Consider the following 22,861-nt stretch of genomic DNA (forward strand, 5'->3'; position numbering starts at 1 on the left):
GGTGCGCATGGTCGAGATCATCGGGGCCGGCTTCGGCCGCACCGGCACGGCCTCGTTGAAGCGGGCGTTGGAGACACTCGGTTTCGAACCCTGTCACCACATGAGCGAAGTGCTCAAGCAACCGAGGACCACGATCGCGTGGACCGCGGCGCTCGACGGCGACCCCAGTGTGCTGCCCGATCTGCTGAGCGGCTACCGGGCCACACTGGACTTCCCCGGCTGCCTGCTGTGGCGCGAGCTGATGGACCTCTACCCGTCGGCGAAGGTCCTGCTCAGCGTGCGTGACCCGAAACAGTGGTACGACAGCGCCCGCGCCACGATCCTGAACCCGATCCGCAACGAGAACATCGACGAGAAACTCGCCGCGCTGCTGACGCCGTTCTCCGAGGCGATGGCGCGGCGAGGTTTCCGCCGCGACCTCGACGAGGCCGCCACCATCGCCGCGTTCACCCGGCACAACGAGGCTGTGCTGGCGAGCGTCGAGCCGTCCCGCCTGCTGGTCTACGAGGTCGGGCAGGGGTGGGAGCCGCTCTGCTCCTTCCTCGGAGCCGGCGTGCCGGACATGCCGTTCCCGCAGTCGAACGACTCCGCCGCGTTCCAGGGCAACGTCACCCGGGTGCTCACCGGCCAGGCCGAAGACCTCGGCTGAGCTGCCCGGCGGAACGGTTCCACGCCGGGACTTATGCGGTCGCCAGCGCCGACAGGTCCCCGTCGAGGCCGAACTGCTTGTACAGGGCCGCCACCGCGTCGGGCAGCGTGGCGCGGTCGACGAGGAACGTCGTCCGGACCTGGGTGCAGGACACGCATTCCGCGTCGATCCCGGTGTCCAGGAAGGCCCGCAACGCCAGGGCGGTCAGGCCGGGACGGCTCAGCAGGCCGGCGCCGACCAGGGACACGGTCGCCACGGACCTCCGCAGCCACGCGCCGGGCAACGCGGCCAAAGCGTCCACTGCGGACGATTCGGGGATACAGCACGACAGGCCGTCCCGCCAGGTCACCGAATCGACCGGGATCGCCGACTCGGCAAGGACGTCCAGCACGTCCGCGGCGATCTCCAGGAACGATCCACCGGCACGGACGACAAGCTGGGCGACGTCCGAGACATGCGTGATCGCCGTGACACCCACGCGGGCCTCCAGGTCGCCGGTGATCGTCGTCCCGTCGCCTCTGCCGGACGAATGCCGGACCGTGAAGTCGATGCCGTGGGCCGCGGCGAGTTCCACCGCTCGCGAATGCATCACCCGGGCGCCGGAGTACGCCATCTCGGCCATGGTGTGAGCGTCGAGGGAAGGCAGCAGAGGCGGCGCCGGGATCACCCTGGGGTCGGCTTGCCGGATGCCGTCCACATCGGTGTAGATCTCGCAGCGAGCACCGTGCGCGATGGCCAACGCGATCGCCGACGTGTCCGAGCCGCCACGGCCGAGCGTGATGATCGCGCCGTCCGGGCCGGCGGCCTGGAATCCCGCGACCACCACGACGTGGTCACGCACCAGCCAGTCCCGTACCGGGGTCACGTCCACCCGATCCACCACACCGGAGCCAGGCCGGCCGGTCGCGTGCAGCCCCGCCTGCGGCCCGGTCATCGACACCGCGGGCACGCCCACCGAACGCAAAGCGATGGTCAGCAGAGCCGCGGCGGCGTTCTCCCCTGTCGCCAGCAGCTTGTCGACCTCGGCCAGGTCCGGCGCGGCGCTGATCGAACTGGCCGCCGCGACCAGCCGATCCGTGGCGTCACCGCGAGCCGAGACCACGACGATCACAGCGCCGGTCCCGTGGGCCCGAGCCACCTGGCGAGCGACGGCGAGAACCTGCTCGTCAGTGGCCAGGGAGCTGCCGCCGTACTTCTGGACGGTGATATCCATGGCGATCACGCCGCGGCTGGTTCGATGGCATCGACCAACTCCGCGACCCGGATGTCCGGCGCGGCGTTGCGCAGCACGGAATCCATCGCGCGCAGGATCCGGCCTACGTGCCCAGGCGGCACGTAGGCCGTGTCGACACGCACAGCCAGAGTGAGAAGCGTCGCGTCCCCGGCGAAAGCGATCGAACAACGGCCCAGCTGGTACGGCCACCCTGGCAGGTCGTGCAGCGCGTAGTCCCGGCCCGGGTCGGGAGCGCGCGGCTCGGCTCGAAGCCCGCATTCCCGCAGATCGTTGACGCTGAACGTCTCCTGCGACAGGCCGGCCGCGTCCAGCGCCGCCGACAGGTCCACAGGCGACCACATGGCGTGGCGGGCGGATCTCATCCGGCCGTGCCACATCTCGTCCACCAGATGGCCGAAAGTCCGCGTACGGTCCACGTCGACGACAAGCGGTGTGTTCTGCGCCAGGATTCCCACGTGTTCGGCGAGGCGCGGCATGTGCCGGTTGGACACCTCCAGCCGCAGGCACAGGCTTCCCCGGTGCACCGCCTGCAACGCGATCGCGACCACAGCGAGCATGACGGCCCGGGATGTGGATCTCTTCGCCAGGCGCGCCAGCCGCGCGGCGTTGGCCGACGACGTCAGCCCGGCCGCGAGCGTCCCGCCGCCACCCCGGTAACCGGTGAAGGGAGCGTCTACTTTGGCCAACTCGGCAGTCCAGAAAGCAACCGCTTCGTCGCTGCGCCAGCGATAACCGTCCTGCAACGCGAGCACGTCACGGGGATTGATGTCGGTTTGCGGGGCCAGGCCGGTCTGCACCAGCAGGCCGATCGCCGAAGCGTCCATGGCCAGGTTCGACACGCACATCACCACGCTGCGCGGCGTGCCGTTCCGCGTGACCACCGCGAAGTCGAACGGCTGTCTACCACGTTCGAAACGGTCGGCCGCCCGCAACTGGTGACTCACCTCATCGACCACGAAGTCGTGCCGGGCACCGGCTTCCACGATCTCGACCGGGTACTCCCCCGTGCCGCACAGGCGCTGGACCGGACCGGGCAGGATCTGGGTCCGCATGCCTTCGTAACGCCCGACCGCCCGGGAGATCCGCGCGAGCACCTCGGGCAGGGTGTCATCGACCGGCAGGACGGCCACGCAGTCGCGGTACCAGCCCGAGGTGTCCTGCCGGTGTATCGAGTCCCATTGGGCGTGCTGCGCCCATGTGACCGGGCCTTCCCAGTCCGCACCGGTGAACCGGCCCACCTCGACGCGCATGATCGTCCCTTCCACAACAGCTTGCCGTCCGGGTGATCCGGCCGATGTCCCTGGTGCTCGGGTGTCCATTGTGGTCACGGAGGCCTCCCCGCGGTGCCCGGCTGATTCAGCACGGTAACCACCGCAAGGCTTTGATCAGTTAACCCTCGGTTATCCGCCCGGCCTAACTGATTTCTAACCGTGCGTGCATACCTTCGCGGGATGAACGGCACCGACAGGATCATGCGGGGCGCGATCAACGCCGCGAGCACACCCAAGGGCCTGCGCAAGGGCACAGTGCGCCGGGTTTTCGAGTTCGCCCGGCCGCTGCGCCGCAGGCTCATGGTGTTCCTGCTGCTCACCGTGGTCGCCGCGGTGTTGTTGCTGATCACACCACTGCTCGCCGGACACATCGTGGACACGATCGTCGGCAACGGGAACGCGACGGTGGTCATTTGGCTCGCCGTCACGATCGCCGTCGTCGCGGTCGCCAGTGCTGTGATCGGTCTCGCGGAGCGCTGGCAGTCGGCCAACATCGGCGAGGCGCTGATCTACGACCTGCGCCGGGCCGTGTACGAACACGTCCAGCGCATGCCGGTGGCGTTCTTCTCCCGCACGAGAACCGGCGCGCTGGTCAGCAGGCTCAACACGGACGTCATCGGCGCGCAGAAGGCATTCACGTCCACACTGTCCAGTGTGGTCACCAACATCATCCAGCTGGTGCTCACGCTTGCCGTGATGATGACGCTCTCGTGGCAGGTCACCGCGCTGTCGCTGGTCCTGCTGCCGATCTTCATCGTGCCCACGCGCAAACTCGGCCGCCGGATGGCCGCCCTGCAACGGGAAGCGGCCGACCACAACGCGACGATGACCACCCAGATGACCGAACGGTTCTCGGCTCCTGGCGCGACACTGGTGAAACTGTTCGGCAGGCCCGCGGTGGAGGCCGACGAGTTCGGCAGGCGTGCGGGCCGCGTCCGTGACATCGGCGTGCGGACCGCGATGCTGACCCGCTGGTTCCTGACCAGTCTGACGCTGGTCTCCGCGCTGGCCCAGGCTCTGGTGTACGGGGTGGGCGGCTACCTCGCCCTGTCCGGCGAACTGGCCGCGGGCACGATCGTCACGCTCGCTCTGCTGCTGACCAGGCTCTACACCCCGTTGACCCAGCTGGCCAGCGTACGGGTGGACGTGATGACCGCGCTGGTGTCGTTCGAGCGGGTCTTCGAGGTGCTCGACCTGCCACCGATGATCACCGAGAAGCCCGGCGCGGTTGCGGTTCCCGAGGGCGACGTCTCGGTCGAGTTCGACGACGTGCGCTTCTCGTATCCCGCCGCGAGCGACGTTTCGCTGGCGTCGCTGGAGGAAGTCACGTCGTTCGACCAGCACGGCGGCGAAGAGGTCCTGCACGGCATCACCTTCCGTGCCAGGCCTGGCGAGATGGTCGCCTTGGTCGGCTCATCGGGAGCGGGGAAGTCGACCATCGCCGGGCTGGTCCCCCGTCTGTACGACGTGGACAGCGGGGCGGTCCGCCTGTCCGGTGTGGACGTCCGGGACATCCGGTTCCGGTCGCTGCGGTCGGCAGTCGGTGTGGTGACGCAGGACGGGCACCTGTTCCACGACACGATCCGGGCCAATCTGACGTACGCCCGGCTCGGCGCGACCGAACCGGAACTCTGGGACGCACTGCGCCGTGCCCGACTGGCCGACCTGGTCCGCCGCATGCCCGACGGACTGGAAACCGTGGTCGGCGAGCGCGGCTACCGGTTGTCCGGCGGGGAACGGCAACGGCTCACCATCGCGCGGCTCCTGCTCGCCCAACCACGCGTCGTCATCCTCGACGAGGCCACCGCGCACCTGGATTCGGCCTCCGAAGCGGCTGTCCAGGAGGCGTTGGCGGACGCCCTGACGGGCCGGACCGCGATCGTCATCGCCCACCGGCTGTCGACCGTCCGGGCCGCCGACCAGATCCTCGTCGTGGAAGGCGGACGGATCGCCGAACGCGGCACGCACGAGTCGCTGCTTGCGAAGAACGGCAGGTACGCGCGGCTGCACCGGACGCAGTTCGCCGAGCGAGTGACGGCCGCGTGACGCCTGGAGCGGCAGGGTCGAAGCCGGATCCATCCTGGAGAGGGGAGCGACCATGCAGATCCGGTGCCTCGGGGACTTCTCCGTGGAGATCGACGGCAGGCCGGTGCTGCACTGGCGAGCGGGCAAGGCCCGCAGCCTGTTCCAGTACCTGCTGGTCAACCGTGGCCGGCTGGTCTCGGCGCACCGGCTGCGCGAGGTGCTGTGGCCGGAGCGCGACGTCTCACCGCAGTCCAGTTCGCTGAAGGTCGCCATGCACGCGGTCCGCAAGATGTTGGCCCCGCACGACGAGATCACCATCGAGCACGACAACGGCTACTACCGGCTGACCACGCGGGACGTCCGGATCGACTTCGAGGACCTGGCCCGCTGCGCCAGCGCGGCCCGCCAGGCCGGGGACGCCGCCGTGCCGCACCACCGGCGGGTGGTCGAGCTGTACTCGGGCGAGTTCCTCGCGGGCGAGCACGCCGACTGGGTCGTCGAACACCGCGAGTGGTGCAAGGCGCTCGTGCTGCACTCGTTGCGTCAGATCAGCGCGGACGCGTTGCGGGAGAACGACTATCTGCACGCGATCGAGGCGAGCAAGCGGATACTGGAGATCGACCCGTGCGCCGAGGGCGCGTACCAGACCCTGATGATCATGCATGCCCGGCTGGGCGAGCTGGGCCGCGTGCACAGCTGGTACCAGCTCTGCGCCCGGCGGCTGCGAGCGGAACTGGACGTCGAACCGACCCGGCTGACCCGGCGCATCCTGGCCGGATCCATGCGTGGCGATCTTCGTGCGACGGCCGCCTGACCGCGACTAGTGTGGTGTGGTGACCGAAGCCTCACCCTTCACCGAGACCACCGGGACGGCCCGGTACGCTGGATTCGCCGCCCTGGCCGAGAACGGACCGGTCCAGCAGGTCACGCTGTTCACCGGCGTGCCCGTCTGGCTGATCACCGGGCACGCCGAGGTGCGGCAGGCGCTGACCAACCCGGACATCGTCAAGTCGATCACGGAGGTGCCGCACCGCGACCACCTCCCGCCGGACCTGATCGCCGCGATGAACACCCATCTGTTGTCCGCCAACCCGCCCGACCACACCCGGCTGCGCAGGCTTGTCTCGGCCGCGTTCACCCGGCGCCGGATCGACGCGCTGGAGCCGCGGATCAGGCAGATCAGCGCGTCACTGCTGGATTCGCTGTCGGCGTCACCGGTCGACCTGGTCAGTGCGTACGCCTATCCCCTGCCGATCACGGTGATCTCCGAGCTGATCGGCGTGCCCTCGTTGCGCCAGGACGTCTTCCGGCGGCTCTCGTCGATCGTCACCACCGGATACGCGCACTCCGCCGAGGAGTACGTCGCCGCGGTCACCGAGATGGTCGACCTGATCCGCGACCTGATCGCGGAGAAACGCTCCGATCCGGGTGACGACCTGATGTCGGACCTGATCGCCGTCCGCGACGGCGGCGACAAGCTGTCCGACGACGAGCTCACCTCGATGGTCTTCGTACTGCTGGTCGCCGGTCACGAAACCACCGTCAACCTCATCAGCACAGGCATCTACAACCTGCTCAAGCATCCCGACCAGCTCGAGAGGCTGCGCGCGGACCGGACGCTCATGCCGTCCGCCATCGAGGAACTGCTGCGCTACGACGGTCCGGCGATGGTCACCGTTCCGGCCCACACCAAGGCGCCCGTGCGGATCGGTGACGTCACCATCCCGGCGAACCAGGTCGTCCTGCCGACACTGGCCACCGCGGACCGCGACCCGAGCCGGTTCTCCGCCCCCGATTCGCTCGACATCACCCGGACCGACAACCCGCACATGGCGTTCGGGCACGGCATCCACCACTGCCTTGGCGCGCCGTTGGCACGTCTGGAAGCGCGGATCGCACTCACCGACGTGCTGGCCAGGTTTCCGTCGTTACGCCTGGCCAGGCCCGAGGAGGACGCGCCGCGCAACCCGGCGCTGCTGCTCAACGGGCTGGCCCGGTTGGACGTGTTCACCGACTGACGCGGCTCGGCTCGTGCGCGGTGTCCTCTTCGGTTTCGTCTTCGAGGAAGCCGCCGGACTGGTGTTGCCAGAGCCGGGCGTAGGTGCCGTCGAGCTCGAGCAGGTCGGCGTGCGTGCCCTGCTCGATGATCCGGCCGCGGTCGAGCACGACCAGCTGGTCCATCCGCGCCACCGTGCTCAGCCGGTGCGCCACCACGAGCGCGGTCCGTCCTTCCATCAGCCGCCAGAGTGCTTCCTGGACAAGGATTTCGCTCTCCGAGTCGAGCGCGCTCGTCGCCTCGTCGAGCAGCAGGATCGGGGCGTCGCGCAGGATCGCCCTGGCGAGGGCGACACGTTGCCGTTGCCCGCCGGAGAGCTTCACCCCGCGCTCGCCGACCAGGGTGTCGAACCCGTCCGGCAGCCCGGACGCGAACTCCGTGACGTGCGCCGCTTCCGCCGCGCGCAGGATCTCCTCGTCCGACGCGTCCGGCCGGGCGAACGCGATGTTCTCCTTCAGCGTCCGGTGGAACATCGCCGGGTCCTGCGGGACGTACGCGATCAGGCTGCGCAGGTCGGCTTGTTTGAGCTTGCTGATGTCCTGCCCGCCGATCGTGATCCGGCCGCCGTCGATGTCCATCATCCGCAGCAGCAGCTTGGTCAGCGTGCTCTTGCCGCCGCCGGACCGGCCGACCAGCCCGACCTTCGTCCCGCTGGGCACGGTCAGCGTGAGACCGGTGAACAGGTCCGGCGCGCCGGCGTGCGCGAAGACGACGTTGTCGAACCGGACATCGGCGGCCTGCGGCCGCAGCTGTTCCGGCCTGGCCGGGTCGACCACGGTCGGCGGGTCGAGCAGCAGTTCGGTGAACTGCGCGGCCTCGGTCAGCGAGCTCTCCATCCGCCGGTAGATCTGGTTGAACTCGAACATGATCCGGGTCGCGTTCGTGAAGTACGCGAACGTCACCACGACCGCCTCGACACCGACGTTGCCGAGGGTGATCGCGAGGAACAGGCCCAAAGCGTTGGTCAGCACCGAAAGCGGCCCGACGACCATGTCGATCCGCAGGTTCGCGTAGTCCCACGACCGCATCGCCAGCCGCCGGTGCTCGGCGACCCGCGAACGGTGCTCGGCCGCTTCCCGGTCCTCCGCGGCGAAGGCCCGTACGGTCTCCATGTTCGTCAGGCTGTCCGCGACATGCCCGGACACCCGGGCGATCGCGGCCTCCCGATTGTCCACAAGGATCTGACGCCGCCGGATCAGGGGCGCGATGACCAGGCCGGTCAACGCGATCATGCCGACGAGTACCAGGACGAGAACGGGGTCGTAGGTCCACAACACGACGGACGCGAAACCCAACGGGACGAAGTTCGCGACCACCGAGAACGCCAGCGTGTCGACGATGTCGGTGAACCGGCTGGCGAAGCTCAGCGACCGCTTGGTCAGCGAACCCGCGAAGTTGTCGTGGAAGAAGGCCGCGTCCTTGGCCAGCAGCGCCTGCATGCCGACGACGCCGAGGTGCTCGCTGCCCAGCCCGTCCACCCGGTTGAGGCAGTGCACGCCGATCCGCCAGAACACCTCGGCGAGCAACAACAGCCCGGCGAAACCCACCAGGTAGGACAGCACGTCCCGGCCCCCGCCGGCGAGGTGACCGGCCAGCTGCGCTACGACGAGCGGCGTGACGTAGTACAGACAAGTGTTGCCCAGCGCGGGAAAAACCATCGCGGGTACGGAGAATCGCTTGAGACGGACCAGTTCCAGCCAGTAGTACCGCAGTGCCAACGTGAGCGATTGACGACGAGTCGACCTCTCAGCTGCCATCCTTCCCCTTCCCACCGCCGGAAACACCCATCTTGCCCGGCCCGGTGGGATCTGGCGATCGATTAACCCCTCGTGAGTGTTTATCAGTGTTAGAACACGGATAAACACTCACGAGGGGTTCAGGGGTTTAGTCGCGGGTGATGGTGAAGGGGGAGCCGGGCTCGACCACGATGTCGCCGGTGGCCGAGTTGGTGATGGTCACGCCGGACAGGGTCGCGCTTCCCCGGGCGCTGCCCTGGGCCAGGATGCCCGCGCCGTTGTTGGACTTGTCGATCCGGACTCCGGTGATGGCCACGTTCGGCATGGTGCCACCGCCGCCCTTGAACTGGATGCCGTCATACGTCGAGTCGACGATGTCGGTGTCCCTGATGGTCACGCCGGTGATGTCACGGTTCTGGGCGAACAACGTGATCGCGCCGAACTTCTGCTGCTCACCCCAGAACACGCCGCCCGCCCGGTACAGACCGTTGTTGGCGATCAGCGTCTGCCCGCTGAACGGCAGCGGGTCGTGGTCCGTCGCCAGCATGATGCCGGGGTAGTTCATCGTGTCGTAGATGAGGTTGTTCTCGATCTTGTTGTTGTAGCCGCCGTAGATCGCGGCACCGTTGGCACGCCACGGCAACTGGATCGTGTTGTTGACGAAGCTGTTGTCGTGCGCGATGTCGACGTTCGGGTCCTTGACGTACCTGTTGGCCCAGATCGCCAGCGAGTCGTCCCCCGTCGTGCGGAACGACGAGTCGAACACGCGGGAGTTGCGCGTGCCGTTGGTGAAGTTGATCCCGTCGGCGTAGGTGTTGCGGATTCGCATCCCGGTGAACTCCAGGCCGTCGGCCGGTCCCCACAACTCGGGGATGTTGTCGAAGTCCCGGCCGACCCAGACACCCACGTTCGCGTGCTCGATCCAGACGTTGCTGATCTTCGTACCGGTGCCGAAACGGCCGTTGAGCCCCACGCCGCCCTCGGCGCCGCCACCGCCGCGAATCCGGCCCGAGCCGAAGATCGCGATGTCCGAGATCCGCACGTTCTTGTCGATGTCGAAGCCGAAGTTGCCCTCGTGCGGGTGGTTGATGCCGCCCGCGTTCTGCGGTTCCGTCAACGTGTACAGCTGCGAGTGCCACATGCCCGCACCGCGGATGGTCACGTTGCTGATCCCGACCTGGTTGTACTGCCCGCGGTTGAGCGGGTCGTCGGTGAGGATCTTCTGTTCCTGCCGCCACTGTCCGGCCGGAATCCAGACGCAGCCGATCACGCCGTTCTGGTCGTCGGTCACCGCGCGCTGGATCGCCGCGGTGTCGTCGATGCCGTCGTTGGGCACCGCGCCGTACGACGTGATCGAGGTGCACCCGGCCGGCTGGGGCGCCGCCGGGGCGACCTGCTCCAGGTCGATCAGGTCGATGATGTAGAACGCCGCGGTGTCACCGGCGTCGCGCTGGAGCTTGAACTTCGTGCCTGGCGGGTACGAAGTGGACAGCAGCGCGTGCGACTCGTCGAAGAGCCTGCGCGCATTGGCCTGTGGCGTGTTCGTCAGGCCCTCGGGGTCGTCGGTGGTTCCGTACAGCCAGCTGTGCTTGGACGACAGCGTCAGCTTCTGGGCGAAGGTCCCGTTGATGTACAGGCTGATCGTCGCGTCGATGCCGCCGCCGTTCGGCGCGTCCGGAATGGAATTGCGGACCACGATGGAGTTCGCCGCGTTGGTCGACGTGAACTCGACGAACTGACCGGTGTTGTTCAGCCGCACGGACTGCCTGCCGGACGACTCCGTGGCGAAGTTGGTGTGCCCGAACGTCCGCAACGGGTCCGTCTGCAGCAGAGTTCCTTGGTAGTTGGCGGCTTCCGCCTCGTACTCGACGTACGGCAGGGCCGCGCCGCGCCCGACGACGATCGACTTGGCCAGCGAGTTGTTCGTCTCGTTGGTCTCAGCGACAACGTTCGTCGCGTCGGCGGTCGCGGTGATCGTGGCACCGCCGTTCGTGGCAGTCCAGCTCCCGCTGACAGGCACGGTGACGGTCGCCCCAGCGGCGACCGACGACGTGTTCGTGTTCAACGTGGTGCCGCCGACCGTCAGACGCGTCACGGTGGTCGCACCGGACGCCGTGGTGCCGCGGTTGTTCACGGACACGCTGAACGTGACCGTCGCACCGACCGCCGGGTTCGGCGGGTTGGAGGTGATGCTGGTGATCTGGAGGTCAGGGCCAGGCGCTTGACCCACGACGAGCTGCGAAGACGCCGTCAGGCTGTTGTTGTCGTCGTTCTGTTCGGTAATTGCGTTGTTGGGATCAACAACCGACGTGACGTTGTAGCTGCCCATCGCACGTCGCCCCACGTCCACCGAGACCGTGGTCGACGCACCGGCGGCCAATCCATCGACAGGCGCACTACCTGCGACAACGCCGCCAAGACTGACGTTGACCGTGGTCGCGCCCGCGGCCGCGGGACCAATGTTCTGGACGGTCGCACGGACCGTGATCGCGTCGGTCTCCGTGGGCGACGCAGGTGTCCACGCCAACGCCGAGACGGTCAGGTCCGGGTTCGGCGCGGCCGTGCCCATCACCTGCAACTCGCCGACCTGGCCGCCGGGAGCACCGGTGTTGCCGGTGAACCGCAGCCGCAGGTCGGCCACGCGTGCCGTCACCGGGATGGTCACCGTGTTGCCTGACGCCGGGTCGAATCCATACGGCGCCAAGGCTTTCAGCGACGTGAACGACGTGCCGGACTGATCGCGGCCGAGCACCTCGAGCGTCTGGGTTCGCGGTCCCCAGACCGGGTCGGGGTTGAGCTTGACCACGACCGAACTGACGTCGGCGTTCGAGCCGAGCTTCACGGTCAGCACGCCGTCGTACCCGGCGGATTCCCAGTAGGTGCCGACGTTGTTGTCGTTGGCGTTGGCCGCGACGAAACTGTGGACGTGCGAGTTCGCCTCGATCGGCTTGCCCACGGCCAGGTTGACCGCTCCCCCGCCAGGAGGCGGGTCCTCTTCGGTGCCGTAGATCTCGAACTCCGACACCTGCGCGGCAGGCCATCCGGTGTTCGCGGTGATGTGCACGCGTACGTATCGCGCGCTCGTGGCACTGAAATCGATGGTCACCGCGTTGGCCGACGACGGCGAGAACACGCGGTTCGCGGACGGTGACAACGCGGAGAACGTGGAGCCGTCAGTGCTGCCCTGCACGCTGAGGGTCTGCGTGCGGGCGCCCCACGAGCCGGGCAGTTTCAGCACGACCTGGTCGACGCTGACGGAACCGCCGAGATCGATCTGCACCCATTGCGGGAGCGCGTTGTTGGCGCTTTCCCAGTACGACTGGGCATTGCCGTCATTGACGTTGCCCGCCGGGAACCCGCCCTGGGTCCCGCTCGCGGTGACGGTCTTGCCGAGGGACAAGTTGGGGCCGCCGGCCGCCGAGGCCGGGCTCGGCACGATCCCCGCGGCGATCAGACCCGCCGCGAGGATGCCGCTGATGAGCCGCAAGCGACGCTGCTTACGTTCCATGGTGTCCTCTGTTCTGGTGTGGCGAAGGGCAGGGGTGATCGGCAGACATCGAGGACACGCCTGCCGAAGGTTTGCACATGTTGGACGAGTTCTTGCAGGGTCAGCGTCAAAGTTTTCAGATGCTCGCCGGTTAAGTCAACGGTTCAGACGTGCCCGCGCAGCCGCGACCAGGCCAGCACCACGTGCACCCGGTCAGGAACGCCCAGCTTGCCGAGGATGTTCGAGACGTGCACTTTCACCGTGTACCTGCTGATATGCAGCCGCTCGGCGATCGCGTCGTTGGCCATGCCCTCGGCGATCAGCTCGCAGACCTCACGTTCCCGGACCGACAGGCCGCGGATGGCCCGCACCAGCGCCTGGTCCTCCGGGGTGGGCATGGCGGGGCGGAAGGCGGCGATCATCCGGGCCGTGGCCTCCGGGGCGAGCACTGCCTGACCCGCGGCGACGATCCGGATGCCGTCCCGCAGCCGTTCGCTGGGCGCGTCCTTCAGCAGGAAGCCGCTGGCCCCGGCCTGCAGCGCGGCGTAGACGTAACTGTCCAGGTCGTACGTCGTCAGGATGAGCACCCGGGCGCGACCGGCGATCCGGCGGGTGGCCTCGATCCCGTCCAGCACGGGCATCCGGATGTCCATCAGCACCACGTCGGGCGCGTGCTGGTCCACCGCGGTCACGGCCTGCGCGCCGTTGGCCGCGACGCCGACCACGGACAAGTCGGGCGCCGCGTCGATGATCTTCACCAGGGCTTCCCGGAGGAGCTGTTCGTCGTCGCAGACCACTACGCGGAGCACTCGGCACTCCTCGTGGGCAGGACGGCGCGTACCTCGAACCCGCCGTCGGGCCGCGGGCCCGCGGTGAGTGAGCCGCCGACGAGCGAGACACGCTCCCGCATGCCGATCAAGCCCATGCCCGTCCCCGGACCGGGTGTCCGCGTGGACCGGGCGTTGGTGACGCTCACCGACAAGTGGTCCGCGGTGAACGAGAGCGACACGGTGGTGGCCACCGGTCCGGCGTGTTTGATCACGTTCGTCAGCGACTCCTGGATCACGCGGTAGGCGGCGTGCGAGATGCTGGCGTCGACCGGTCCCTCGTTTCCTTCCCGTATCACGGTGATCGGCGGACCGGGGACCGCCGAGACCAACGCCTCGATCTGGTCGAGCCCCGGCGGAACGATCAGCGGGTCGTGGTCGGCGGCGGACGCGCTCCTGCGCAGCACGCCGAGCAGGCGCCGCAATTCCGCGAGGGAGTTGCGGCCCGTCCGCGCGACTCGTTCCAGCGTCCTGCGGGTCTCGTCGGCCGATCCGGTCTCCGCGGCCGCGGTCGCGTCGAGCACCATCGTGGTCACTGAATGGTTCAGGATGTCGTGCAGTTCCCGTGCCAGCAGAGCACGTTCACGCTCGGCGGCACGCCGTTCGATCTCCGCTCGTGCCGCCTCCAGTTCCCGGATCCGGGTGCGTTGACGGGCACCGAGCCGTCCGCTCATCCAGAACCCGACGAACATCAGCGCCACCGACGTGATGCCCACCATGGCGAACACCGTCGGCGAGCCGCCGCCGATGCTCAGCACCATGCCGCCCGCCAGCAGCGACAAGCCGATGGTGAGCCCGATGCGCTGCTGCAGCGGTTTGCCCCACGTGCCCAACGCGGAGGCCGCGACGAGGAACGCGACGAAGATCTCCGCGTCGGCCACGATCAGCACGGTCTCCAGCGCCATCACGACGATCAGCACCGTCAACGGGAACCGGCGGCACCACACGATCGCGAAGGTCTGCCCGGTCGCCACGGCCAGGACGGTCCACACCGGACCGCGGTTGGGTCCGTCCAGGATGGACAGCCATGCGGCCATCAACGGCAGCATGGCGGGCAGGGCGTCGCTCAGTCGTTCCAGCCCAGGACGGCCTTGCGCCGGACCCGGAGCCAGCCACGGCCCAGCACCACCAGCGCCACCGCCCACGGTGTCATGCCGACCGCCCAGCTCAGGCCCGCCGGTGGTCCCGGCATCGGCCCCGCCGTGATCGGCAACGTGGCCCGCGCCGTCCCGTCCGGGCCGTTCACCGCGAATTCGAAGTGCCACAGGCCCTCCTCGGGTAAGGCGACGACGTCCAGTCCCCACGCGTGCCGCGCTCGCGGATGCCGCTGCAACCGCATGTCGGGGTCGCCGTCCAGGCCGACGATGCCCAGAGCCCGCGCTTCGCCCGACGGCGTGATCGCGCGGATGGTGCCCGTCCGCCCCTCGATCCCCCCGGTGGGCTCGAACGTGAAGTCTAGCGATCGCCCTGCTTTGACCGGCCAGTCGGTGAAGGAGGCGGTCAACGTCCCGGTTCCCAGCGGTATCCGCTCACTGTGCACGATCGTGAGCGGCTCGGGCTGCGCGGAGGCGGCCGGCGCCGTCAGGACCACCAGGATCGCGACACAGATCGCGAGGCGCAGCCTTTTCATGCCGTCACCGCCTGCCGTGCCGAGTGCCTCATCAGCGCGGCACTCTGCCAGCCGAACCGGCCCGCGACCGCCCCGAGGACCGTCGCGAGGACCGTGTTCACCAGGAAACCGCCTTCGGAACCCTCGATGATGAACACGGACAAGGCCGCGACGAACCCCACCGCGGCACCCACCACGGCCATCGTGACGACCGGCGAGACGTCACGTCGCCGGGCGATCCGCACGACTCCCGCGGCGAGGAACGCGAGGACCGGGAAGAGCAGTGGCATCGCGAGGGCGACCATGGGGATGCCCAGGGCGTTGTCCCGGATCGGCTGGCCGATGCCCTCCGCGTACAACGAGGTCGCGACGGGCGGGAAGAAGTACGTGGCGGCGTGCACCGCGATGTACACCAGGCCGAGCGCGCCGACCCACCAGGCACTTCGCGTGATTCCCGCGATGACGCACAACGTCCACGCCGCCAGAGCGCCCGCGCCGAGCAGGTTCAGCCGGACGCCCATGACCGATCCGTCGAGCAGGATCGAACTGGAGGCGACGCTGAACGCTCCGGCGGCGGCCAGGCCCCACAGGCCGGACCTGGTCTCCCGCAGCGCGGCGAACGCCATGATCACCGCGATCGCCTGGACCTGCATGGCGATCTGCAGGCTCAGGTGCGACGGTGTGCTCTCCAGCAGGTCGAACCCGTAGATGGTGTGCCACCACAGGTCCACCATCCCGTAGGTCAGATGTCCCGCGGCGCCCAGACCGCCGACCAGGAACGCCATCGGGGCGTGGAAACCCAGCACTCGCACGCTGGATCCGGCGGGCTCACGACTGGTCAACACCACAACGAGGCTCGTCAGGCCGATCAACGCGGTGCCGAAGTAGAACATCAGATGTGGTGCGGTGAAGAACGTGTCGGGTCCGACGTCGACGTGCCATTGCCCGTCCCACGCCACCCCCAGCCACAGCGAGCAGAACCCGGCCAGCAGCAGCCACGCGCCGATCACTTGCCGCCTCGGTACCATTGCCATCTCCTATTTCACGGTTATCTCGAACTTCACGACGGTCTCGTCGGCGCGGACGGTCAGCTCCCACCGGCCCGTCATCGCGAACAGTTCGCCGGTCGCCCGGAAGACACCCGGCTTTTCCCGGGTGGCAACCACTTCCGGCGTCAGGTGACCCATCTGCGGCATCGTGGCGTGCATCGCCACGGCCTTCACTTCCGGCGGGACTTCAACCTGCGCGGTGACGGTTCCCGTGCCGGGTCTGTCCACCTGCACGGTGATTCCTTCCCTGCTGAGGCGGACGGGTTCCGCTCCGGTCAACGCGGTCACCAGCACGACCACGGCGGCGACGACGGCCAGCGCGAGCACGAGGACGATCGGACGCTTCACGACGTCACCTCGATCAGGTGCGGGGCCGTGGTGATCTGGAAGTCCCTGACGTACTGGACCCAGGCGAAGTAGCGGCCAGGCCGGGGAAAGCTGACCGTGAAGCGCAGTCCCGGGCCGTGCGTGGCGACGGTTCCGTCCGATGTGGACGACATCTGTTCGTGCCCGTGCCCGAGGTAGGTCCCGTCCTGGTCACGGACGATCAGGTGCCCGGCCATCTCCAGCCACGACTGCAGGCCCGTGGTGCCGGTGTGCACCTCGATGGTCACCGGACGGCCGGCCGGAAAGGTCCAGGAAGCAGCGCGTTCCGGCACCTGCCGCGCGGGCCCGGAGACCTCGAAGGCCCCGGACACGAGCTGACCGCCCGCGTCGGTTCGCTCGAACTCCGCATGCGCCAGATACCGTCCCGCCCGGTCGGCGGTGAGCCGGGCCTCGACGCGGCCGGAATCGGTCCTCAGTGGATGGAGATGCTGGAAGAACTCGCCGTCCTGGCTCGTGATCACCAGGTGGACGAGTGCGGCGTGGTGCACCGCGAGGTCGTCGACGGGTTGTCCGGTCGATCCGTCGGCCAGGTCGAACCGAACCGTGAACTCCTCCCCCGCGGCCGGTCTCGCCGGGGAGACCGTCAGAAACGCCTGCGCGTTGGGACGACCTGTGTCACGCACCTCGGTCACGAGCTGAGGGGAAACCACGGCGACCGTAGCCGCGACGACCATGGCGATGACACCGACGCCGCCCAGCGACAACGCGGTCCCCCGCCGGGATCTCGCACCGGCGACCATCGCTGCCGCGAGCATCACTCCGGCGGCGCCGAAACCGCCGTACACCACCATTTCCCACGGCGCGGGCCGGGGCACTCGCACGGTGAACGGCAGGACCGAGACTTCGCTTGCCGCTGTCAGGCGGAGTTCGTGCGGCCCGACGTCCCGGACGTGCAGCACGAGGGGGTAAGTGCCGGGACGGTCGCGTCGCAGCTGAACCGTCCCGGCACTGTCATTCACCGCGATGCCGACCGTCTGCTCACGAACCGGTTGGTACGCGACGAGATCGACGTACAACGGGCCAGGGACCGCGGGCGTGCGTCTGATCACGACGGTCAGCTCGGAGCCCGCGATCGTCTGGGCCAACTGGAGGTCCGCGTCCGCGCTGACCACGTGCGCCGACGCGGGCACCGCGGCCGCCATCAGCACTACTGAGACTCCAAGCACCAAACGGATGAGCACGATTCCGAGCGTAGGAACGTGTCACCGCCGGCACATACGGCTCGAGTAGCGACTTCACTAGTGCCGGGGAACTACTTCCGGTCGAACCACGTCACGTACGTGCCGGTGTCGAAGGAGATGTGCTCGACCGGCGTGAACTGCGTGGGCTGGAAGTTCCCGCTGACCAGGGACACGCCGGCCCCGGCGATCACCGGGTAGCTCTTGATGACCAGCCGGTCGATCTCCGGCAGCAGGCACCCCGCCAGCTTTCCGCCGCCACACACCCAGATGTCCAGCCCGTCCCGCTGCTTCAACTCCTTGACCAGCGGCACCGGATCACGCACCACCGTCACCGCCGGATGGTGGGACTTCTCCAGCGTGGTCGACACGACGTACTGCTCCAGGTGCGCGAAGGGATTGGCGGGACCGGCCAGGTACGTGCTCAGGCCCATGAGGACCGCGTCGAAGTTCTTGTTCGGCACGTCCCCCAGGCCGATCTGATCGCGGAACTGGGTCGGTATCGTGTCCGGGAATCTCTCGGCCATCCATGCCGTGTAGGCGTCGTTCCCCGGGTAGAAGTCATATTCCCCGCCCGGGCCCGCGATGTACCCGTCCAGCGAGACGGCGGCGTAGTAGACAAGCTTTCGCATGACGTTCTCCTTCACTTCCGGTCGAACCAGGTCACGTACACGCCGCTGTCGAAGGACACCTGCTTGGTCGGCGTGAACCGCGTCGGCTGGAACGCCCCGTTGACCGCGAGCACGCCCGTGCCCGCGATGACCGGATAGCTCTTGATCACGAGCTGGTCGATCTCCGGCAGCAACGAACCGGCCAGCTTCCCGCCGCCGGCCAGCCAGATGTCCAGCCCGTCCGCCTGTTTGAGCTCTTTGACCAGCGGCAGCGGATCACGTACCAGCGTCACCGCCGGATCGTCGATCTTCTCGAACGTTGTCGACACGACGTACTGCTTGACGTGGGCATACGGGCTGGTGATGTCGATGTCCAGCGCGGGCTGGTAGGTGCCGAGGCCCATCACCAGCGTGTCGAACGCCTTGTTCGGCGCGTCGTCGAACCCCAGGTGCTTTCGGACGTGCGTCGGCAGTGTCTCCGGGTAGTGCTCGGCCATCCAGGCCATGTACTCGTCGGACACGGGATAGAAGTCGATCTCGCCACCGGGCCCGGCGATGTACCCGTCCAGCGAGATGCCGACGTAGTAGACGAGCTTTCGCATAACGCCCCCTTTGGAGTACTCTGACTGAAGTGGTTTGACCATAGTACTTCATCTGAAGTGGTGTCAACAGGAGGCTGAAATGCGGCAGAACCCCGCTCGGCGCGCCGCCTTGCTGGACGCGGCCATCGAGGTGCTGGCACGGGACGGGTCGCGTGGGCTCACGCTGCGCGCGGTCGACAAGGAGGCCGGTGTGCCGATCGGCACCGCGTCCAACTACTTCGACAGCCGGGACACGCTGCTCACCCAGGCAGGCGCCCGGGTGTACGAGCGGCTGATCCCCCAGGACGTCACCATCGAGGAGCAGATGTCGACAGCGGAGGGCACCGAGGGCTTCCTCCGGCTGATGCGCGAGACGATCGGTCGTGTGTCCGGTTTCCGAACCGGTTACCTCGCGCTGCTGGAGCTGCGGCTGGAGGCGACCCGGCGGCCGGAACTGCGCAAGGTGCTCACCGAGCGGGTGCGCGCCGACATGGACGACAACGTGGCCCGGCACCTGGAGTCCGGGCTGCCGGGCGACGCGGTCTCCGTGCGACTGCTCCAGCTGGCGTTCAGCTGGCTGATCCTGGAACAGCTGACCCTGCCGGACATCTTCACCGACGAGGAACGCGACACCCTGATCACCGAGGCCGTGATTCGACTGACGGCGAAACAGGTGCTGTAGTCTCAGCCGGCACGTTCGAGAACTGGGGAACCACCATGCGCCGGATCATTGCCGCGCTCGCTGTCTGTGCGGCGGCCGCCGGGTGTACGACGACTGTGACCGCGACGCCGGTCCCGGCCGGTGACGTCGGGACGACCTCGACGAAGTCCACGACGTCCCGCAAGCCGACCGCCACGTCGACGCCGCAGCCGTACCTGACCGAGACCCCGGTGCTGGAGATCAACGAGGCCGCCACCAAGCCGGGCACGAAGCTGAAGTTCGGCACGCAGGGCGTCGTGCCCGCGTTCAGCCGGTACGCCAAGGGAAACCTCGGTGTCACGGTCACCGTGGAGAGCGTCAAGGCGCCGGACGCGGACATCGACAAGCTGCCGCTGAAGGAGGAGGACAAGGCCAAGCTGCGCGGCAAGAACTTCTTCTACGTCCGTGCGGAACTGGAGAACCTCGACGGCGTGAACTTCACCGGCTTCCAGGCGCCGATCTTCACCGCCAGCACGAAGAGCGGCGGCTTCCCCGGCACGCTGCTCGGCACCTCGAAGATCTCCGTCACCGGGTGCGCCGAGGCGTTGTTCGCGCCGGACACCTTCACCACGAAAGGCGCGAAGTTCCCGACGTGCCGGCTCTACTTCGGCCTGGCGTCCGACCCGATCACGTCGCTGCGGTACGGCGAGAAACCGTACGACCGTGACCCCGCCAAGGCCGTGACCTGGCAGAGCTGAACAGGCTCTAATCGCCGCGCACGGTCAGCACCACCCGAAGGACGTGCTCGACGGCGGACGGGAAGACCGCGCCACGCAGTTCGCCGCGGGTGGCCAGGTTCTGGGACGCGAACTCCAGCATGCGGTCCGCGCCCATCCGCCGGACCACCAGCGCGGCGATCTCCTCCAGCTCCAGGCCGGGGTTGTCCAGGCGGGTCAGGGCGAACTCGACGATTAGCTCCTCGTCCGTCATCGCCCGTCCGCCCCTCGGGATCGCCGTCCTGACAGGGATCACCACTGTCACAGTTCGGTCCGCCATCTTGTCTTCGCTCGTGCACGGCCGGATCACCCCGGCCACGACTCACGAAGGACCACGATGAGCACCGACCACGGGCACCACATCGATTATCCCGATTCGACCGCTCCGCCACCCAGACTCGAGGTGGTCGCGACCGTGCCGGGCGCGCCGCCGGCGCCCGAGGGCGCGGAGGCGATGACCATTCTGGTCACCCTGCCGCCCGGCAGCCCCGGCGCGCCCCCGCACCGGCACTCCGGCCCCGCGTACGGGTACGTGATCAAGGGGGAGATCGTCTTCGAGCTCGAAGGCGAGCCCGAGCGTGTCGTCAAGGCGGGCGAGGCCTTCTGGGAGCCGGGCGGCGACGTGATCCACTACCAGGACGGCAACCACCTCACCGACGAGGAATCCGCCTTCGTGGTGACCATGTTCTGCGCGCCTGGCCAGCCGATGCTGACGGTGGTGAGCGCGGAGGAACTGGAGGCGCGGCGGGATCGGCGTGCACCGCGATGACCAGGACGTCCCTGACGGCGCTCGTCCGTGATCAGCTCGACCTCGCCCGCTCGGCGAACAGCGGCCGCAGCGCCACCACCGTCCATGGTGGACATGAGCGGTCCTTGCGGCAGACCGTGATGGCGTTACGGCAGGGCGAGCACATGCACGAGCAAGAACACCCTGGCGAAGTCACTGTGCAGGTTCTGCACGGACGTGTCCGCCTGGTGGCCGGACCCGACTCGTGGGTCGGCGGTCCCGGCGACCTGTTGACCATGCCGGATCGCCGGCATCGCGTGGAGGCGTTGGAGGACAGCGCCTTCCTGTTCACCACCGCACGACAGCTCACGGCCTGATCTCTCCGAGGGCGGGAACCGAGTGGCTCCCGCCCTCCGCCGAGCATGACACCCCCGGGAATGGGTACGCGGGTGGTGACCACGAACGCCGCAAGGGGTGAAGGCATGACCGTCCGCGAAGAAGACGTGCAACGCCTGTTGGACGCCGAAGTCGACAATGCGGTGATGGTGTTGCTGGAAGGACGCGTCCAGGTGGTCGCCGCGGCGGACCTGGATTCGCCGCAGTACCGGGGTGCGTTGCGGGTGGCTTCGCGGGAGGACATCGCCAAGCGGCACGGCCCGCTGGGCGAGCACGAGCTCAAAGAGGTGGCCGCCCAGCTCGACATGGAGATCGCCGAGCTCGGCGGGTAGAAACCCGGATCGGCGGGACCCGGCGGCCGCCGCCGATCAAGTGGCCGCGTACTTTTCTGTCGAGGCTGGCCTGCCCCCGTGTTCCTGGCGCGACCACGGGCACGGCGGCCGCCCTGCTGGCGCTGTATTTCGTCGGCTCCATCCCGATCCTCGTGGCGCTTGTGCTGCCGGCGTGGGGGACGCTCGCGATGAGCATGGCCCCGTCGCTCCAGCTCCGTGTGGTGACTCTGGCCGGTCCCGGCGGCCGGTTGGCGTCCTCGCTGCCCGCCTCCGCGGTCAACGTGGGAATCGCGGCAGGCTCGGCCGCCGGCGGGGTCGCGATCAGCGATTTCGGCCCTTCGGCTCCGATGATCACAGGGGCGGCCATCGCCGTGGTCGGCGTCATGCTCGCCTGGGCCACCAGCTACCTCAAACCACCGGTGATCGAGCAGGCGCCGGAGCCGGCTGCCCGGCCGTCCTGACGGAGCTTCCGGCCCACCGGCGAGGACCGGCGTTGGGGACACCGCGTGCGCAGCTCACATTCCCCGGGCCGCGGCTGGGCCAAGATGTGTCCATGATCGAGGTGACTGAGCAGGACGGCGTCGCGATCCTGCGACTGGACCACGGCCCGGTGAACGCGCTGGATCTGGAGATCCTGACCGAACTGCCGGACGCACTGGCCCGCGTCGCCGACGCCCGCGCGGTGGTGCTGACCGGTGCGGGCCGGTGTTTCTCGGCGGGTGTGGACCTGAAGCGGATCATCGACGGCGGCCCCGGCTACGTTCAGGAGTTCATCCCGGCGCTGGGCCGGGCCGCGTACGCCTGGTTCACCCATCCGAAGCCGACCGTCGCCGCGGTCAACGGGCACGCCTTGGCCGGCGGCTGCGTACTCGCCGCAGCCGCCGACGTCACCCTGATGTCGGGTGGCACGATCGGCCTCACCGAGCTGGCCGCCGGAGTGCCGTTCCCGACCGTGCCGCTCGAGATCATGCGGCACGCCTGCGCCGCGGTCACCTCGCTCGTCCTGACTGCCAAGACGATGGGCCCGAATGAGGCCGTGGCGATCGGGCTGGTCGACGAGGTGGTCACGCCCGACGAGCTGATCGCGGTCGCGACCACCCGCGCGGACAAGCTCGCCGGGGTCCCGTCGGCTGTGTACGCGTTGAGCAAGACGCAGTTGCGACGGCCCGCCGTGCAGCGCATCGACGAGCTGCGGGCCGTCGACGATCCCACCGTGATCGAGATCTGGGGTTCCGACGCCACGCGCGACTACCTCACCGGCTTCATGGCGTCGCTCGGACGAGGCTGACG

The 22,861-nt window shown here is 68.4% G+C and carries 24 protein-coding genes; 11 read left to right on the plus strand and 13 right to left on the minus strand.

The annotated features are described in order from the left end of the window. The first annotated feature begins 7 nt into the window (after positions 1–7). Positions 8–649 (plus strand): sulfotransferase family protein, encoded by a 642-nt coding sequence (locus GC106_RS21830; RefSeq protein ID WP_173133728.1) that lies wholly within the window; start codon positions 8–10, stop codon positions 647–649. 31 nt (positions 650–680) lie between these two features. On the opposite strand, the gene GC106_RS21835 is transcribed toward GC106_RS21830, so the two are convergent. Both GC106_RS21835 and GC106_RS21840 read right to left on the minus strand, forming a co-directional pair. Continuing rightward, positions 681–1,862 (minus strand): aspartate kinase, encoded by a 1,182-nt coding sequence (locus tag GC106_RS21835; protein WP_217280821.1) that lies wholly within the window; start codon positions 1,860–1,862, stop codon positions 681–683. A 5-nt stretch (positions 1,863–1,867) separates the two neighbouring features. After that, the gene (locus GC106_RS21840; protein ID WP_173133731.1) at positions 1,868–3,133 is read right to left on the minus strand and encodes a hypothetical protein; all 1,266 of its coding nucleotides are present in this window, start codon (positions 3,131–3,133) and stop codon (positions 1,868–1,870) included. A gap of 201 nt (positions 3,134–3,334) precedes the next feature. Between GC106_RS21840 and GC106_RS21845 the strand changes: the two genes are divergently transcribed. From GC106_RS21845 to GC106_RS47975, 3 genes are read left to right on the plus strand one after another with little or no spacing between them, the layout of a single operon-like run. Further along, on the plus strand, positions 3,335–5,200 hold the full coding sequence (locus tag GC106_RS21845; protein ID WP_173133734.1) for an ABC transporter ATP-binding protein: 1,866 nt from the start codon (positions 3,335–3,337) through the stop codon (positions 5,198–5,200). A 52-nt stretch (positions 5,201–5,252) separates the two neighbouring features. Beyond that, the gene (locus GC106_RS21850; RefSeq protein ID WP_173133737.1) at positions 5,253–5,993 is read left to right on the plus strand and encodes an AfsR/SARP family transcriptional regulator; all 741 of its coding nucleotides are present in this window, start codon (positions 5,253–5,255) and stop codon (positions 5,991–5,993) included. Positions 5,994–6,012: 19 nt separating this feature from the next. Next, a complete protein-coding gene (locus tag GC106_RS47975) occupies positions 6,013–7,197 on the plus strand; it encodes a cytochrome P450 family protein (RefSeq protein ID WP_217280822.1) in 1,185 nt (394 codons plus the stop codon). Here GC106_RS47975 and GC106_RS21860 read toward each other — a convergent pair. From GC106_RS21860 to GC106_RS21905, 10 genes are all read right to left on the minus strand, one after another. Further along, positions 7,187–8,992 (minus strand): ABC transporter ATP-binding protein, encoded by a 1,806-nt coding sequence (locus GC106_RS21860; RefSeq protein WP_173133743.1) that lies wholly within the window; start codon positions 8,990–8,992, stop codon positions 7,187–7,189. The genes GC106_RS47975 and GC106_RS21860 overlap by 11 nt on opposite strands. A 127-nt stretch (positions 8,993–9,119) precedes the next feature. Next, positions 9,120–12,479 (minus strand): CARDB domain-containing protein, encoded by a 3,360-nt coding sequence (locus tag GC106_RS21865; RefSeq protein ID WP_173133746.1) that lies wholly within the window; start codon positions 12,477–12,479, stop codon positions 9,120–9,122. Positions 12,480–12,622: 143 nt separating this feature from the next. Then, on the minus strand, positions 12,623–13,267 hold the full coding sequence (locus tag GC106_RS21870) for a response regulator (RefSeq protein WP_173133749.1): 645 nt from the start codon (positions 13,265–13,267) through the stop codon (positions 12,623–12,625). Next, the gene (locus tag GC106_RS21875; protein WP_173133752.1) at positions 13,255–14,322 is read right to left on the minus strand and encodes a sensor histidine kinase; all 1,068 of its coding nucleotides are present in this window, start codon (positions 14,320–14,322) and stop codon (positions 13,255–13,257) included. The genes GC106_RS21870 and GC106_RS21875 overlap by 13 nt, the downstream gene beginning before the upstream one ends. Positions 14,323–14,351: 29 nt before the next feature. After that, positions 14,352–14,915 (minus strand): hypothetical protein, encoded by a 564-nt coding sequence (locus GC106_RS21880; protein WP_173133755.1) that lies wholly within the window; start codon positions 14,913–14,915, stop codon positions 14,352–14,354. Continuing rightward, positions 14,912–15,928, minus strand: a complete 1,017-nt coding sequence (locus tag GC106_RS21885) for a hypothetical protein (protein ID WP_173133758.1) — start codon at positions 15,926–15,928, stop codon at positions 14,912–14,914. Before GC106_RS21885 ends, GC106_RS21880 begins: the two co-directional genes overlap by 4 nt. Positions 15,929–15,931: 3 nt before the next feature. Continuing rightward, the gene (locus GC106_RS21890) at positions 15,932–16,291 is read right to left on the minus strand and encodes a FixH family protein (protein WP_173133761.1); all 360 of its coding nucleotides are present in this window, start codon (positions 16,289–16,291) and stop codon (positions 15,932–15,934) included. Next, positions 16,288–17,511 (minus strand): DUF8832 domain-containing protein, encoded by a 1,224-nt coding sequence (locus GC106_RS21895; RefSeq protein ID WP_173133764.1) that lies wholly within the window; start codon positions 17,509–17,511, stop codon positions 16,288–16,290. Before GC106_RS21895 ends, GC106_RS21890 begins: the two co-directional genes overlap by 4 nt. Before the next feature lie 71 nt (positions 17,512–17,582). Next, complete coding sequence (locus tag GC106_RS21900; protein WP_173133767.1) at positions 17,583–18,140, minus strand: dihydrofolate reductase family protein; 558 nt, start codon at positions 18,138–18,140, stop codon at positions 17,583–17,585. 11 nt (positions 18,141–18,151) lie between these two features. Next, a complete protein-coding gene (locus GC106_RS21905) occupies positions 18,152–18,721 on the minus strand; it encodes a dihydrofolate reductase family protein (protein WP_173133770.1) in 570 nt (189 codons plus the stop codon). A 79-nt stretch (positions 18,722–18,800) separates the two neighbouring features. Here GC106_RS21905 and GC106_RS21910 point away from each other — a divergent pair, with 79 nt between their 5' ends. Together GC106_RS21910 and GC106_RS21915 are read left to right on the plus strand one after the other, a co-directional pair. Then, positions 18,801–19,382, plus strand: coding sequence for a TetR/AcrR family transcriptional regulator (locus tag GC106_RS21910; RefSeq protein WP_173133773.1), 582 nt, complete (start codon positions 18,801–18,803; stop codon positions 19,380–19,382). 35 nt (positions 19,383–19,417) lie between these two features. Then, on the plus strand, positions 19,418–20,098 hold the full coding sequence (locus tag GC106_RS21915) for a hypothetical protein (RefSeq protein ID WP_246366541.1): 681 nt from the start codon (positions 19,418–19,420) through the stop codon (positions 20,096–20,098). A 7-nt stretch (positions 20,099–20,105) separates the two neighbouring features. Here GC106_RS21915 and GC106_RS21920 read toward each other — a convergent pair whose 3' ends face one another. Then, positions 20,106–20,330 carry a hypothetical protein gene (locus GC106_RS21920; protein ID WP_173133776.1) on the minus strand — a complete coding sequence of 75 codons (225 nt, stop codon included), beginning with the start codon at positions 20,328–20,330 and terminating at the stop codon, positions 20,106–20,108. Positions 20,331–20,453: 123 nt separating this feature from the next. Here GC106_RS21920 and GC106_RS21925 point away from each other — a divergent pair, with 123 nt between their 5' ends. The 5 genes from GC106_RS21925 (at position 20,454) to GC106_RS21945 (ending at position 22,859) form a co-directional block, all read left to right on the plus strand. Then, positions 20,454–20,885, plus strand: a complete 432-nt coding sequence (locus GC106_RS21925; RefSeq protein ID WP_173133779.1) for a cupin domain-containing protein — start codon at positions 20,454–20,456, stop codon at positions 20,883–20,885. After that, positions 20,882–21,220 (plus strand): cupin domain-containing protein, encoded by a 339-nt coding sequence (locus tag GC106_RS21930; RefSeq protein ID WP_173133782.1) that lies wholly within the window; start codon positions 20,882–20,884, stop codon positions 21,218–21,220. The genes GC106_RS21925 and GC106_RS21930 overlap by 4 nt, the downstream gene beginning before the upstream one ends. 105 nt (positions 21,221–21,325) lie before the next feature. Further along, positions 21,326–21,571 carry a hypothetical protein gene (locus GC106_RS21935; RefSeq protein ID WP_173133784.1) on the plus strand — a complete coding sequence of 82 codons (246 nt, stop codon included), beginning with the start codon at positions 21,326–21,328 and terminating at the stop codon, positions 21,569–21,571. Between the two features lie 152 nt (positions 21,572–21,723). Next, positions 21,724–22,032, plus strand: a complete 309-nt coding sequence (locus GC106_RS21940) for a hypothetical protein (protein ID WP_173133786.1) — start codon at positions 21,724–21,726, stop codon at positions 22,030–22,032. 92 nt (positions 22,033–22,124) lie between these two features. Further along, a complete protein-coding gene (locus GC106_RS21945; protein ID WP_173133788.1) occupies positions 22,125–22,859 on the plus strand; it encodes an enoyl-CoA hydratase/isomerase family protein in 735 nt (244 codons plus the stop codon). The last annotated feature ends 2 nt before the right edge of the window (positions 22,860–22,861 follow it).

It is taken from the genome of Kibdelosporangium persicum, assembly GCF_013280595.1.
Lineage (GTDB): Bacteria > Actinomycetota > Actinomycetes > Mycobacteriales > Pseudonocardiaceae > Kibdelosporangium > Kibdelosporangium persicum.

What these genes read in the sequence shown, in the direction of transcription:
- GC106_RS21860 (WP_173133743.1), bottom strand. Translation starts at nt 8,992, where the DNA reads ATGGCAGCTGAGAGGTCGACTCGTCGTCAATCGCTCACGTTGGCACTG.
- GC106_RS21880 (WP_173133755.1), bottom strand. Translation starts at nt 14,915, where the DNA reads ATGAAAAGGCTGCGCCTCGCGATCTGTGTCGCGATCCTGGTGGTCCTG.
- GC106_RS21885 (WP_173133758.1), bottom strand. Translation starts at nt 15,928, where the DNA reads ATGGCAATGGTACCGAGGCGGCAAGTGATCGGCGCGTGGCTGCTGCTG.
- GC106_RS21875 (WP_173133752.1), bottom strand. Translation starts at nt 14,322, where the DNA reads ATGGCCGCATGGCTGTCCATCCTGGACGGACCCAACCGCGGTCCGGTG.
- GC106_RS21920 (WP_173133776.1), bottom strand. Translation starts at nt 20,330, where the DNA reads ATGACGGACGAGGAGCTAATCGTCGAGTTCGCCCTGACCCGCCTGGAC.
- GC106_RS21900 (WP_173133767.1), bottom strand. Translation starts at nt 18,140, where the DNA reads ATGCGAAAGCTTGTCTACTACGCCGCCGTCTCGCTGGACGGGTACATC.
- GC106_RS21845 (WP_173133734.1), top strand. Translation starts at nt 3,335, where the DNA reads ATGAACGGCACCGACAGGATCATGCGGGGCGCGATCAACGCCGCGAGC.
- GC106_RS21915 (WP_246366541.1), top strand. Translation starts at nt 19,418, where the DNA reads ATGCGCCGGATCATTGCCGCGCTCGCTGTCTGTGCGGCGGCCGCCGGG.
- GC106_RS21865 (WP_173133746.1), bottom strand. Translation starts at nt 12,479, where the DNA reads ATGGAACGTAAGCAGCGTCGCTTGCGGCTCATCAGCGGCATCCTCGCG.
- GC106_RS21905 (WP_173133770.1), bottom strand. Translation starts at nt 18,721, where the DNA reads ATGCGAAAGCTCGTCTACTACGTCGGCATCTCGCTGGACGGGTACATC.
- GC106_RS21830 (WP_173133728.1), top strand. Translation starts at nt 8, where the DNA reads ATGGTCGAGATCATCGGGGCCGGCTTCGGCCGCACCGGCACGGCCTCG.
- GC106_RS21910 (WP_173133773.1), top strand. Translation starts at nt 18,801, where the DNA reads ATGCGGCAGAACCCCGCTCGGCGCGCCGCCTTGCTGGACGCGGCCATC.
- GC106_RS21925 (WP_173133779.1), top strand. Translation starts at nt 20,454, where the DNA reads ATGAGCACCGACCACGGGCACCACATCGATTATCCCGATTCGACCGCT.
- GC106_RS21930 (WP_173133782.1), top strand. Translation starts at nt 20,882, where the DNA reads ATGACCAGGACGTCCCTGACGGCGCTCGTCCGTGATCAGCTCGACCTC.
- GC106_RS21850 (WP_173133737.1), top strand. Translation starts at nt 5,253, where the DNA reads ATGCAGATCCGGTGCCTCGGGGACTTCTCCGTGGAGATCGACGGCAGG.
- GC106_RS21840 (WP_173133731.1), bottom strand. Translation starts at nt 3,133, where the DNA reads ATGCGCGTCGAGGTGGGCCGGTTCACCGGTGCGGACTGGGAAGGCCCG.
- GC106_RS21935 (WP_173133784.1), top strand. Translation starts at nt 21,326, where the DNA reads ATGACCGTCCGCGAAGAAGACGTGCAACGCCTGTTGGACGCCGAAGTC.
- GC106_RS21945 (WP_173133788.1), top strand. Translation starts at nt 22,125, where the DNA reads ATGATCGAGGTGACTGAGCAGGACGGCGTCGCGATCCTGCGACTGGAC.
- GC106_RS21835 (WP_217280821.1), bottom strand. Translation starts at nt 1,862, where the DNA reads ATGGATATCACCGTCCAGAAGTACGGCGGCAGCTCCCTGGCCACTGAC.